The organism is Clavibacter zhangzhiyongii, assembly GCF_014775655.1.
GTDB lineage: Bacteria > Actinomycetota > Actinomycetes > Actinomycetales > Microbacteriaceae > Clavibacter > Clavibacter zhangzhiyongii.
Window position 1 is genome coordinate 875,742 of sequence record NZ_CP061274.1, and the last position, 12,584, is coordinate 888,325.

11 protein-coding genes and 1 tRNA gene are annotated in these 12,584 nt (G+C 75.3%); all 12 read left to right on the forward strand.

The window, feature by feature from the left end:
* The first annotated feature begins 86 nt into the window (after positions 1–86).
* The 12 genes from H9X71_RS04240 to H9X71_RS04295 all read left to right on the forward strand — a co-directional run bounded on the left by H9X71_RS04240 (position 87) and on the right by H9X71_RS04295 (position 12,574).
* On the forward strand, positions 87–1,136 hold the full coding sequence (locus tag H9X71_RS04240) for a TadA family conjugal transfer-associated ATPase (protein WP_342355639.1): 1,050 nt from the start codon (positions 87–89) through the stop codon (positions 1,134–1,136).
* Positions 1,133–2,116, forward strand: a complete 984-nt coding sequence (locus H9X71_RS04245; protein ID WP_244961774.1) for a type II secretion system F family protein — start codon at positions 1,133–1,135, stop codon at positions 2,114–2,116. The genes H9X71_RS04240 and H9X71_RS04245 overlap by 4 nt, the downstream gene beginning before the upstream one ends.
* A 119-nt stretch (positions 2,117–2,235) precedes the next feature.
* Positions 2,236–2,688 (forward strand): DUF4244 domain-containing protein, encoded by a 453-nt coding sequence (locus tag H9X71_RS14865; protein WP_244961776.1) that lies wholly within the window; start codon positions 2,236–2,238, stop codon positions 2,686–2,688.
* Positions 2,685–3,086 (forward strand): TadE family type IV pilus minor pilin, encoded by a 402-nt coding sequence (locus tag H9X71_RS04255; RefSeq protein ID WP_244961777.1) that lies wholly within the window; start codon positions 2,685–2,687, stop codon positions 3,084–3,086. Before H9X71_RS14865 ends, H9X71_RS04255 begins: the two co-directional genes overlap by 4 nt.
* Positions 3,076–3,435: an Rv3654c family TadE-like protein gene (locus H9X71_RS04260; RefSeq protein ID WP_191148477.1), complete on the forward strand. Its 360-nt coding sequence runs from the start codon at positions 3,076–3,078 to the stop codon at positions 3,433–3,435. The genes H9X71_RS04255 and H9X71_RS04260 overlap by 11 nt, the downstream gene beginning before the upstream one ends.
* Before the next feature lie 255 nt (positions 3,436–3,690).
* Positions 3,691–6,636, forward strand: a complete 2,946-nt coding sequence (gene topA / locus H9X71_RS04265; protein ID WP_191148478.1) for a type I DNA topoisomerase — start codon at positions 3,691–3,693, stop codon at positions 6,634–6,636.
* Positions 6,633–7,268, forward strand: a complete 636-nt coding sequence (tmk, locus tag H9X71_RS04270; RefSeq protein ID WP_191148479.1) for a dTMP kinase — start codon at positions 6,633–6,635, stop codon at positions 7,266–7,268. The genes topA and tmk overlap by 4 nt, the downstream gene beginning before the upstream one ends.
* Positions 7,265–8,488 (forward strand): DNA polymerase III subunit delta', encoded by a 1,224-nt coding sequence (locus H9X71_RS04275; RefSeq protein WP_244961779.1) that lies wholly within the window; start codon positions 7,265–7,267, stop codon positions 8,486–8,488. The genes tmk and H9X71_RS04275 overlap by 4 nt, the downstream gene beginning before the upstream one ends.
* The gene (locus H9X71_RS04280; protein WP_191148480.1) at positions 8,485–10,065 is read left to right on the forward strand and encodes an alpha/beta hydrolase; all 1,581 of its coding nucleotides are present in this window, start codon (positions 8,485–8,487) and stop codon (positions 10,063–10,065) included. Before H9X71_RS04275 ends, H9X71_RS04280 begins: the two co-directional genes overlap by 4 nt.
* Positions 10,066–10,217: 152 nt before the next feature.
* Positions 10,218–10,293: transfer RNA gene (locus H9X71_RS04285), tRNA-Thr, on the forward strand.
* A 141-nt stretch (positions 10,294–10,434) separates the two neighbouring features.
* Positions 10,435–11,919, forward strand: coding sequence for a D-alanyl-D-alanine carboxypeptidase/D-alanyl-D-alanine endopeptidase (gene dacB / locus H9X71_RS04290; RefSeq protein WP_244961780.1), 1,485 nt, complete (start codon positions 10,435–10,437; stop codon positions 11,917–11,919).
* 64 nt (positions 11,920–11,983) lie between these two features.
* A complete protein-coding gene (locus tag H9X71_RS04295; RefSeq protein ID WP_191148481.1) occupies positions 11,984–12,574 on the forward strand; it encodes an isochorismatase family protein in 591 nt (196 codons plus the stop codon).
* Positions 12,575–12,584: the final 10 nt, after the last annotated feature.

Below are 12,584 nucleotides of genomic sequence, written 5' to 3' on the forward strand. Positions count from 1 at the left end.
CGCGCGTCCCGGCGCGGGAGGTCCCGGGCGGATCCTCCCCGGCGCACGGCCCGCATCCGCCGGGTGGGGCCGTGGCGCTCCGCACGATGCCCGGCGGGTCGGCACCCGAAGGAGCGCCGGCGGCGCCGCGCCATGCGCCCGCGGCGCTCGGGGTGCTCGCCGAGCTGGTGCGGGATCCCGAGGCCACCGACGTCTTCGTCAACGGCGACGGCGAGGTCTGGGTCGACCGCGGATCCGGGGCCCGTCCGCGACCGGACATCGACCTCGGCGGGGAGCCCGCGGTCCGGGCGCTCGCCGTCCGGCTCGCCGCGGAGGGCGGGCGTCACCTCGACGAGGCGGCGCCGTGCGTCGACGTGCGGCTGGGAGACGGCATGCGGATCCACGCGGTGCTGCCGCCCGTCTCGACCCGGGGCACCCTGCTGTCCATCCGGCTGCCGTCGCGCATGCGGCCCACGCTCGAGGCGCTCGACGCCGCCGGAGCGTTCCCTCCCGGGTGCCGTGCCCTCCTGGAGGAGGCGGTGCGCCGGCGCACGAACCTCCTCATCACGGGGGCGGGCGGCAGCGGCAAGACCACGCTGCTGGGAGCGCTGCTCGCCCGGGCGGATCCGGGCGAGCGCATCGTGCTCGTCGAGGACGTCGCGGAGCTGCGGGTGCGCCACGCGCACGTGGTCTCGCTCGAGGCCCGGCAGGCCAACATCGAGGGATCCGGCGAGCTGGCGCTGCCGAGGCTGGTGCGGGAGGCGCTGCGGATGCGGCCCGATCGGCTCGTGGTCGGGGAGTGCCGGGGCAGCGAGATCCGCGAGCTCCTCGGGGCGCTGAACACGGGTCACGACGGGGGAGCGGGGACGCTGCACGCCAACGGCGTCGGCGACGTGCCCGCGCGGCTCGAGGCGCTGGGCGCCCTCGCCGGCATGGACGCCGTGACCATGGCGCGGCAGGCGGTCAGCGCGATCGGGCTGGTGGTGCACCTCGCGCGGACGCCGCAGGGGCGGCGCGTGACGGCGGCGGGCCGGCTGAGCACGGGCGACGACGGACGTCTCCGCGTCCTGCCCGTGCGCTGGGCCGCGGGGTCGCATCCGCCGGATCGGCCCGCGGTCGAGGCCGCCGGGACCGGGACGACCCGGGGACGAGCGTGAGCGGGGGAGCGCTCGCGCGGATCCGGAGGTCGGCCCGACGGGACGAGGCGGTCGTCGAGGAGGCGGAGCAGGTGGCGGCGCTCGTGCGCCGGATGGCCGTGCTGCTGTCCGCCGGGCTCCATCCCGAGCGGGCGTGGCAGCAGCTCGCCCCGCCCGGCGGACGGGCCCGCCGAGGCGAGGATGCCGTGACGTCCGTCGTGCGCCGGGTCGCGAACGGATCCGGCACGGCTCCGCTCGCCGCGCGCGTCGCCTCCGCCGCGGGGGAGGGCTCCGCGGCGGGGTCCTGGCGCGCGTTCGCCGCGGGGCTCGAGGTCGCGGAACGGACGGGCGCACCGCTGGCCGCCGCCCTGGTGCGCCTCGCCGACACGCTCGTGGAGGTCGCCCGCGTCCGTCGCGACGCGGGCACCGCGCTCGCGGGGCCGGTCGCGACGGGGCGTACGGTGCTCCTGCTGCCCGGCGCCGGCCTCCTCCTGGCGGCCGGCCTCGGGTTCGATCCGGTGCGGATCCTCCTGACGACCGTCCCGGGAGCGGCGTGCCTCGCCGCCGGCGCCTCGCTCGTGGCCGGCGCCTGGCGCTGGAACCGGCGCCTCGTGCGACAGTCCCTGCCCGAGCGGTCCGCGCCCGGGCTGGTGCTCGACCTGGTGGCGACCGCGATGGCGGGCGGCGCCGCGGTGCCCCGGGCGACCGCGATCGTGCGGCGCGCCTGCGAGCACGCCGGCTTGCCGGTGGGGCGCGAGCTCGACGCGGCGGCGTCCGTGGTGGAGGTGGCCGCGCGGACGGGCGCCCCGGTCGCCGGGCTCCTGCGCAGCGAGGCGGATCGCGCGCGCCGGGACGCCGTGACATGGGCCGAGCGGGCGGCGGCGCGTCTCGCGGCGCGCCTGATGCTGCCGCTCGGGGTCTGCGTCCTGCCCGCCTTCCTGGCGCTCGCGGTGGTGCCGATGCTCATGGCGGTCGTGTCCTCAACACTCGGGCATCCGTGACGGCCTCCACCGGATCTGACGCCCGGGCGGCGCGCGGGGCGGGGCGCGGGCATGGTGACCTCTCCGCCGACGGTCGGCGGGGACGGGGCGGGACATCCGCCGGAGGAGAGGTCGAGGACATGGACGTATTCGAGGGGAGCACGCGCAGCGTGGTCGAGCGGGATGCGGGATCGATCGAGGAGCGGGGCCGGGCGGCATCCGGCGCGACGGGTGCCGGGACGACGGCGGTCACGACGGCGACCGGGGCACGCGCGGTATGGCCGCTGGCGGCGACGTCCTCGGCGGCGGCGGCGACGGTCGGAGGCGGCGGACCCCGTCCCGGCAGCGGCGATGACGCGCGGATCGGGCGGTGCGCGCGGCTCGCGCTGGCGGGATGCGCCCGCGTCGCGTGCGCGGGCCGTCGGGTCCACCGCGGAGCGACCGCCGACGGGGGTGCGGCCACCGCGGAGTACGCCATCGCGACCATGGCGGCGGTCGCGTTCGCCGGGCTGCTGGTGGTCATCCTGCAGAGCGACGAGGTGCGGGGCATGCTCCTCGACCTCGTGCGACGCGCGCTCACCTACGACCGGTGATCCGGATCCCCTCCGCTCCCGTCCGGGCCGCCGGCCCGCCGGGCGTCGACGCAGGCGGTGATCGCGGTGCGGCGGCTGCCGAGCTGGCGGTCGTGCTGCCGGCCGTCGTGCTGGTGCTCGGGTTCTGCCTCGGCGCCGTCCAGACGGTCGGGCAGCAGGTGATGCTGACGTCGGCCGCGGAGGAGGCCGCCCGGAGCCTCGGGCGCGGGGAGGACGCGGGCACGGCGAGCGGGCGGATCGCGGGCGCCGCGGGCGACGCGACCATGGCCGTCGACCGGTCGGGGCATGCCGTCTGCGTCCGTCTCACGGCGCCCAGCCGCTTCGGACCCGCGGGCGCCGCGGGCATCACGGTCTCAGCTCGGGGCTGCGCGTGGCAGGAGGATCAGGATGCGCCGTGACGAGGACGTCGGCTCGGGCACGGTGGTGGCGATCGGCGTGCTCGGTGCCGTCACGTCCCTCGCGCTCGCCGCGGTCGTCGCCTCGTCGGCGCTCGTCGAGCGGGCGGCCGCGGCGGGGGCGGCGGACTCCGCGGCCCTGGCCGCAGCCGATGCGGCCGCCGGGTTCGCGGTCGGATCACCGTGCGCGGCCGCCGACGAGATCGCCGTCGCCGCCGGCGCGACGCTGACGGAGTGCGACGTGACGGGGACGACGGCGGCGGTGCGGGTGACGCGCCACGGCGGGGTGCTGGACCTCCCGGTGACGGCCCGGGCGCGCGCGGGGCAGCCCCCGGATCCGCCGCCCGGGTGACGCCGCGGCGCACCTCGTGCGCGCGTCCACCGTCGTCACGGTGGCGGCGCATCCCATGCACGGGATGCGGCTCGGGAGCCGCTCCCGGGAGGCCGCACGGGCGCCGCCTGGATTAGGTGGCCGGTCGGTGCGCGTGTGTATGGTGTGCCTTGTCGGGGACCCCGCCGCACGTCGCCCCGGAGCGCATCGGGCGGGCGCGCATCCTGGACACCGGGCCGCACGGCGGTCCCCATGAACGCATATATAAGGAGTCACGTGCCCGGCACGAAGAAGTTGGTCATCGTCGAGTCGCCGGCCAAGGCCAAGACGATCGCCCAGTACCTGGGCAGCGGATACGAGGTGCAGGCCTCGGTCGGCCACATCCGCGATCTCATCGAGCCGAAGAACCTGCCCCCCGAGCTCAAGAAGGGCACGCTCGGCAAGTTCTCCGTCGACGTCGAGAACGGCTTCGAGCCGTACTACGTCGTCAGCGACCAGAAGAAGAAGACGGTCGCCGACCTGAAGCGCGCGCTCAAGGACGCCGACGAGCTCTTCCTCGCGACGGATGAGGACCGCGAGGGTGAGGCCATCGCCTGGCACCTGCTGCAGGTGCTGAAGCCGAAGGTCCCGGTCAAGCGCATGGTGTTCCACGAGATCACCAAGGAGGCCATCGAGCGGGCGCGGGACAGCACGCGCGACATCGACACGGCCCTCGTCGACGCGCAGGAGACCCGGCGCATCCTCGACCGCCTCTACGGCTACGAGGTGTCGCCGGTCCTCTGGCGCAAGGTCGGCCCGGGACTCTCCGCGGGCCGCGTTCAGTCCGCCGCCACGCGCCTCGTCGTCGACCGGGAGCGCGAGCGGCTCGCCTTCGTCACCGCGTCGTACTGGGACCTCACGGCATCGCTGTCGCCGCTCGAGCAGGAGCTGCCGTTCGACGCGCGGCTCGTGCGCATCGACGGGGCGCGCATCGCCACCGGTCGGGACTTCGACGACAAGGGCGCGCTGAAGAACGACTCCCGGCCGCTCGACGCGTCCACCGCGGAGGCCCTCGCCGAGGCGCTGCGCGACCCGTCCGTGCCCCTGCGGGTGCAGAGCGTCGAGTCGAAGCCGTACACGCGTCGGCCCGCCGCGCCCTTCACCACGTCGACCCTGCAGCAGGAGGCGGCGCGCAAGCTCCGCTTCTCCGCGCGCCAGACGATGAGCGTCGCTCAGTCGCTCTACGAGAACGGCTACATCACCTACATGCGCACCGACTCGCCGTCGCTGTCGCAGCAGGCGATCAACGCGGCGCGCAAGCAGGCAGCCGAGCTCTACGGCCCGGAGACGGTGCCCGACAAGCCCCGCCTCTACGCGGGCAAGAGCAAGAACGCGCAGGAGGCCCACGAGGCCGTCCGCCCGGCGGGCGAGACCTTCCGCACCCCGCAGCAGCTCGCCTCCACCCTGCGCGGGAACGACCACAAGCTCTACGACCTGATCTGGAAGCGCACCATCGCGTCGCAGATGGCGGACGCCAAGGGATCGACCGCGTCGGTCGTCATCGCCGCGGGCCCCACCTCCGCGGGCGAGGTCGCCGAGTTCGCCGCCTCCGGCACGGTCATCACCTTCCGCGGCTTCCTGGCCGCGTACGAGGAGGGCCGCGACGAGGAGCGCCACGGCGCGGCCGAGCCGCGCGAGGCCAAGCTGCCCGACCTCAAGAAGGGCCAGGACCTCCGCCTCGTCGACGTCGACGCCAAGGGCCACGAGACCAGCCCGCCGCCCCGCTACACGGAGGCGAGCCTGGTGAAGACGCTGGAGGAGCTCGGCATCGGGCGTCCCTCCACGTACGCCGCCATCATCTCGACCATCGTCGACCGCGGCTACGTGACGCCGCGCGGCACGGCGCTGGTGCCCAACTGGATCGCCTTCTCGGTGGTCCGGCTCCTCGAGGAGTTCTTCACGGAGCTGGTGCAGTACGACTTCACCGCGGGCATGGAGAACGACCTCGACCGCATCGCGGACGGCTCCGCCGAGCGGGTCGACTGGCTGAAGGGCTTCTACTACGGGAACGACGCCCACAAGGGCCTGCGTCCCACCATCGACAACCTCGGCGAGATCGACGCCAAGGAGATCAACTCGCTGCGCATCGCGGACGACATCACGCTGCGGATCGGCAAGTACGGCCCGTACCTGGAGGTGCACGAGGAGGGCGCCGAGCCCGACGCGACGCCCCGCCGCGTCAACCTCCCGGAGGACCTCGCGCCCGACGAGCTGACGTCCGCCAAGGCGCGCGAGCTCATCGACGCGCCCGTGGTCACGGACCGGGTCATCGGCATCAACCCGGACAACGGGAAGCAGATCGTCGCGAAGGACGGCAGGTACGGGCCTTACGTGACGGAGCTGGACCCCGAGCCCGAGGAGGCTCCCGCGGCTCCCGCCGACGGCGTCGACCCGGCGACGGGCGAGGTGCTCGAGGCAGCTGCCGCGACGACCACGGCGGCGCCGGCCAAGAAGGCGCCTGCCAAGAAGCCCGCCGCCAAGAAGGCGGCCGCGGTCAAGCCGCGCACGGCGTCCATCTTCAAGTCGATGGACCTCGCGACGGTCGACCTCGAGACGGCTCTCCGCCTGCTCGACCTCCCGCGCGTCGTCGGCGACGACCCGGAGACGGCCACGCCCATCACGGCGCAGAACGGCAAGTACGGCCCCTACCTCAAGAAGGGCACCGACTCGCGGTCGCTCACGAGCGAGGAGCAGATCTTCGAGATCGACCTCGCGGGTGCCCTCGAGGTGTTCGCGCAGCCGAAGTACGGGGCGCGTCGACCCTCGAGCGCGCTGAAGGAGTTGGACGCCGACCCGGTGAGCGGCAAGGGCATCAAGGTCAAGGACGGGCGCTTCGGCCCCTACGTGACCGACGGGGAGACGAACGCGACGATCCCGAAGAGCGAGTCCGTCGAGGACATCGACTTCGACCGGGCCGTCGAGCTGCTCGCGGACAAGCGCGCCAAGGGGCCCGCGAAGCCGAAGGCGAAGGCCCCGGCCAAGGCGAAGGCGAAGGCGCCCGCCAAGGCGAAGGCCCCGGCGAAGCCGCGGGCTGCTGCGGCGAAGGCGACCACCGCGAAGGCGACCACCGCGAAGGCGAGCACCGCGACCACGGCTGCTCGCTCGGCGGCCGCCACCAAGGCGGCCGCGACGCGTGCCGCGAACAAGGCCGCTGCCGCGGCGAAGGCGTCCGACGCGACGTGACCGGCGTCTTCATCACCCTGGAGGGCGGCGACGGCGTGGGCAAGTCCACGCAGTCGGCGCTCCTCCGGGGATGGCTGGAGGAGCGCGGCCGCGAGGTAGTGGTGACCCGGGAGCCCGGGGGCAGCGACCTCGGCGCGGAGATCCGCGAGATCGTGCTGCATCGTCGGGGGCACATCGCCCCGCGCGCCGAGGCCCTGCTCTACGCGGCCGACCGCGCGCACCACATCGAGACGGTCGTCCGGCCGGCTCTGGATCGCGACGCCGTCGTGCTGCAGGACCGGTACCTCGACTCGTCCGTCGCCTACCAGGGCGCGGGGCGGGTGCTGGACGCGGGCGAGATCCGCGAGCTGTCGCTCTGGGCCGCCGAGGGGCTCCTGCCGGACCTCACCGTGCTGCTCGACCTCGACCAGGCCGCCGCGCGCGTGCGGCTGGACGCCGCCCGGACGCGCTTCGACCGGCTCGAGGCGGAGCGCGGCGAGTTCCACGAGCGGGTGCGGCAGGCGTTCCTCGCGCTCGCCGAGGCCGAGCCGGACCGCTTCCTCGTGGTCGACGCCGGGCGCCCGCGCGAGGAGATCGCCGATGTGATCCGCATGCGGGCGGCGCAGCTCCTCGGGGCGGGGGCGCGCGCGTGAGCGACGACGTCGGCGCGGGGATCGCCGCCGCGACGAGCCCGGCCAGGCGCGCCATCTGGGACGAGCTCACCGGGCAGTCCGAGGCCGTCGCCCTGCTCGCGGCCGCCAGCAGCCCGCGCGCCACCGCGCGCGACGCGAGCGGCACCGCGCTCGCGCACTCCTGGCTCATCACCGGGCCGCCCGGGTCCGGCCGCTCCAACCTCGCCTACGCCTTCGCGACGGCGCTGCTGAGCGACGGCACGCCGGAGGGCGACGCCGCGACCGCGCGCCAGGTCGCCGCCCGCAGCCACCCCGACCTCGGCGTTCTCGCCACGGAGCGCGTCATCATCGCGATCGACGAGGTGCGCGCGCTCGTGACGTCGTCGCAGTACTCGCCGTCGGTCGGCCGCTACCGCGTCATGGTCGTCGAGGACGCCGACCGCATGACCGAGCGCACCTCCAACCTGCTGCTCAAGGCCCTCGAGGAGCCGCCGGAGCGCACCATCTGGATCCTCTGCGCGCCCAGCGAGGCCGACCTCATCCCCACCATCCGCTCGCGCGTGCGCAGCGTGCGCCTGCGGATCCCGTCGGTCGAGGACGTGGCCGCCCTCATCCAGCGCCGCGACGGCGTCGACGCGGCGACCGCCACCCGCGCCGCCCGCGAGGCGCAGAGCCACATCGGCATGGCCCACCGGCTCGCGACGGACGCCGAGGCGCGCGAGCGCCGGAGCCGGACCCTCGAGCTCGCGCTCGGCATCCGCACGGTCGGCGACGCCGTGCGCGCCGCCGCCGCGATGCTCGAGCTCGCCGGCCAGGACGCCAAGGCGTTCACGGTCCAGCGGGACGCCGACGAGCGCGAGCGCGCGCTGCGGTCGCTCGGGGTGCAGGAGGGCGGATCCATCCCGCCGCAGCTGCGCTCGCAGATCCGGCAGCTTGAGGAGGACCAGAAACGGCGCTCCACCCGGAGCCTCCGCGACGGCATCGACCGGATCCTCGTCGACCTCATGTCCCTGCACCGCGACGTGCTCCTGCACCAGCTCGGCGCCGACCTCCCGCAGGTCAACGCGGCCATCGCGCCGCGGATCGCGGAGGCGGCCGCGGCCGGATCCGCCGCCGCGTCGCTCGCGGTCCTCGACGCGGTCGGCGTGGCCCGCCGCCGCATCGACGGCAACGTCTCACCGGCCCTCGCACTGGAGGCGATGCTCGTGTCGATCACCCGCACCCGATCGGCGGGCGCATGACGCGCCCGGTCCGCGGCCGGAGGACCAGCCGCCGTCGCGTCGGAGCGCTCGGCGCCGCGCTGCTCGCCGCCGCCGTCGCGCTCACCGGCTGCGTCCCGTTCCCGACGCCGGCGCCGCGCAGCGCCACCTCGAGCCCGGCCGCGGAGGAGGTGGCGCCCGACCTCGCCCGCTACTACGAGCAGGTGCTCGGCTGGTCGCCCTGCGAGGACGGCGCCCAGTGCGCCACCGCGACCGCGCCGCTCGACTGGTCCGCGCCGGATCCGGCCACCGACATCCAGCTCGCGCTCGTGCGGCACACGGCGCGCGGGTCCGGCGGCCCGCAGGGGTCGCTGTTCGTGAACCCCGGCGGTCCCGGGGCATCCGGCGTCGACTTCGTGAAGGCCAGCGTCGACGCCGCCGTGTCGCGCGACCTGCAGGACGCGTACGACATCGTCGGCTGGGATCCCCGCGGGGTCGGCGCCTCGACGGCCGTCGACTGCGTCGACGACGCCCAGCTCGACTCCTTCCTCTACGGCCAGACCGAGGCGGCTCCCGGCACGCCCGAGCACGACCAGGAGCTACTCCGGGCCTCGAAGTCGTTCGCGGACTCGTGCGCGGCGCGCTCCGGCCCGCTGCTGCAGTTCATCGACACGCAGAGCACCGTGCACGACCTCGACATGCTCCGCGCCCTCGTCGGCGACCCGGAGCTGAACTACCTGGGCTACTCGTACGGCACGAGCATCGGCGCGCACTACGCGCAGGACTTCCCTGACCACGTGGGTCGCATGGTGCTCGACGGCGCCCTCGACCCGTCCTCCAGCTCCTTCGATGTCGTGCGCGCCCAGACCGCCGGCTTCCGCACGTCCTTCGAGGCGTACATGGCGGCGTGCCTCGCGGGGCGCGACTGCCCGTTCCGAGGATCCGTCGACGACGGGGTCGGGATGGTCGCGACCCTCCTCGAGCGCCTGGACGCGAGCCCCCTCCGCGCCCGCGACGGCCGCGAGCTCGACGGCCAGGTCATGCACAGCGCGATCGACGCGGCGCTCTACAGCGAGCAGCAGTGGCCCGCGCTCACCACGGCGTTCGCGGAGGCCCTGCGGGGCGAGTCCCAGACGGCGTTCGCGCTGGCGGACTCCTACTTCGGACGCAGTCCCGACGGCACGTACCAGGGCAACTACTACGAGGCCTTCCTCGCGATCCAGTGCGTCGACTACCCGGTGGAGCGGGACCCGCAGGTCCTGACCCGCGAGGCGGCCGAGCTGCGGGAGGCGGGAGGCCCCCTCTCCGACGACGACACGACGCTCGACGGCGAGGTCGACCCGCTGTGCGGGAACTGGCCCTACTCCGCGCGCGACGTGCCCGCACCGGTGTCCGCCGAGGGGGCGGCGCCGATCGTCGTGGTCGGCACCACCGGCGATCCGGCCACGCCGTACACGTGGGCCGAATCGCTCGCGGAGCAGCTCTCCTCGGGCGTCCTGCTCACCTACGACGGGGAGGGGCACATCGCCTACGACGAGCGGGACCCGTGCGTGGTCGGCGCCGTCGACGGGTACCTGCTCCGCGGGGATCCGCCGGCGTCCGGCACCACCTGCGGCTGACGCCGGGCTGGCGCCGGGCCGGCGCCGGGCTGGTGACCGACCGGCCGGCCGGCCGGCCGGCCGGCCGGCCGGCCGGTCGGACGGGCCGTGTGCCGGAGCATCCCCCGGCATCCGGTATGCTCTCTAATCGTGCCCGGTGCGAACCGGGCCGGGCCGCCTTAGCTCAGTCGGTAGAGCATCTCACTCGTAATGAGAAGGTCGTCAGTTCGATTCTGACAGGCGGCTCCACGCACCACCCGCTCCTCGTCGCTCCGTCCTCCCCGTCCGGAGGGCGATGACGTGCGCCCTCCCCAGCGGCCCTCCGCGTCCGTCGTCCCGGGGCCGTCGGGTGCCGGGATCCCTCCCGGCGTCGGCGTCTAACATGGCCCCATGCGATCCGAAGCCGACGAGCCCGACGGCGCGCGCGCGGATCGCCGCCGGCCGCGTGCAACCGCGTCCACCGGGCGCCGCGACCGCCGACGGGCCCGCGCCCTCACGGCCGGCGTGGCCGTCGTCGCCCTCCTCGCGGCGGGTGCCGTCGGTGCCGGCGCCCTGGCGGGCCGCACGGGCAGCGCCTCCGCGAGCGTCGCCGCCGCCGTCGCGGATCCCACCCCGACGCCGAGCCCCACCCCCACGGCGGCCCCGCCGCGTCCCGCGCCGGCCGACCGGGGCACGGCACGCGATCTCCGCATGTGCTCCATCGCCTCGCTCGCGACCGACCCGCGCCTGGCCGCCTTCGAGGGCCAGGTCCGCGACGCCGCCACCGGCCGCGTGCTGTTCGACCGCGCCGGCAGCACGCCCGAGCGCACGGCCAGCGTCATGAAGGTCATCACCTCGGCCGCGGCGCTGTCGGCCCTCGGGCCCGACCACCGCATCGCCACCACCGTCGTCCGCGGGGCCGAGCCCGGCACGGTGGTGCTCGTCGGCGGCGGCGACCCGACCCTGTCGCGCCTCACCTCCGGGAGCTCCGTCTACCCGGGCGCACCCCGCCTCAGCGACCTCGCGCAGCAGGTGCGCACGGCGTGGGCGGCGGATCCGGCCACCGCGGGCACGCCCATCACGCGCATCGTCCTCGACACGTCGCTGTTCTCCGGCGAGACGTGGGCGCCGTCGTGGGCGGCGACCGAGCGGAAGGCGGGGTACTCGAGCTTCATGACGCCCCTCCAGCTCGACGCCGACCGCGCGGATCCCGGCGCCGTCGTGTCCGCACGCAGCGAGGATCCGCTGGCGCGCGTCGGCAGCACGTTCCGCTCGATGCTGGGCGGCTCTGCCGAGGTGACGCAGGGCACAGCCCCTGGCGGCGCCGCGGTGCTGGGCAAGGTGGAGTCGCAGCCGGTGTCGTCGCTCGTCCAGACCGCGCTCATCAACTCGGACAACGTGCTGGCCGAGTCGCTCGCGCGGCTCGTGAGCATCAAGGTCGGCGCGGGGAACACGCAGCAGTCGCTCGCCGCGGGCATCCCGAAGGCGCTCCAGGCGTACGGCCTCGACACGTCGGCCCTCACGATCGTCGACGGCCAGGGCCTCAGCCCCGACAACCGGGTGCCCCCGTCGCTGCTCGCGCAGCTCATGATCCAGGTCGACCAGCGGCAGCAGGCCCTCGGGTACCTGCACGACGGCCTCCCCGTCGCCGGGCGCACGGGGACGCTCGCCGGGCGCTTCACCGGCGACAGCGCGGTCGCGCGCGGCCACGTCGTCGCCAAGACCGGCTGGATCGACACGGGCTACACGCTCGCGGGCATCATCGACGCGGCGGACGGCGCGAAGCTCACCTTCGCGTTCTACGCCATCGGGAACGTGACGGGGGACGCCAAGATCGCCCTCGACGCGCTCGCCGCCGGGGCCTACCGCTGCGGCGCGGACCTGGGGGACGAGTGACGCGGCGCCCGGTCCCGGGCGGCGGATCCACGGCACCGGGCACCGCCCGGGGAAGGAGCGGCGCATGAGCCGTGCCCTGTTCATCATCGACGTGCAGAACGACTTCACGGAGGGCGGCGCGCTCGGCGTCGCGGGCGGCGGCGACGTCGCGCGCGGGATCACCCGGCTCCTCGCCGCGGAGCCCTACCGCTACGACCACGTGCTCGCCTCGCGCGACTGGCACGAGCCCACGGGCGACAACGGCGGGCACTTCGCCGCAGCCGGCGTCACGCCCGACTTCTCGACCACGTGGCCGCCGCACTGCGTGCAGGGCACGCCGGGCGCCGAGTACCACCCCGACCTCGACGTGACCGCGGTCGACTTCCACCTCCGCAAGGGCCAGGGCGCGCCCGCCTACTCGATCTTCGAGGGCACCACCGAGGACGGCGTGCCGCTGTCCGACCTGCTGGTGCTCCACGGGATCGCCGACGTCGACGTGGTGGGCATCGCGACCGACTACTGCGTGCTCGCCTCGGCGCTCGACGCCGTGCACCAGGGCCTGCGCGTGCGCGTGCTCGCCGACCTCGTCGCGGGCGTCGCGCCGGCGACGAGCACGGCGGCGCTCGACCGCCTGCGGGACGCGGGCGCGGAGATCGTCGAGGGCCCCGCGGTCTGACGGGCCCCGC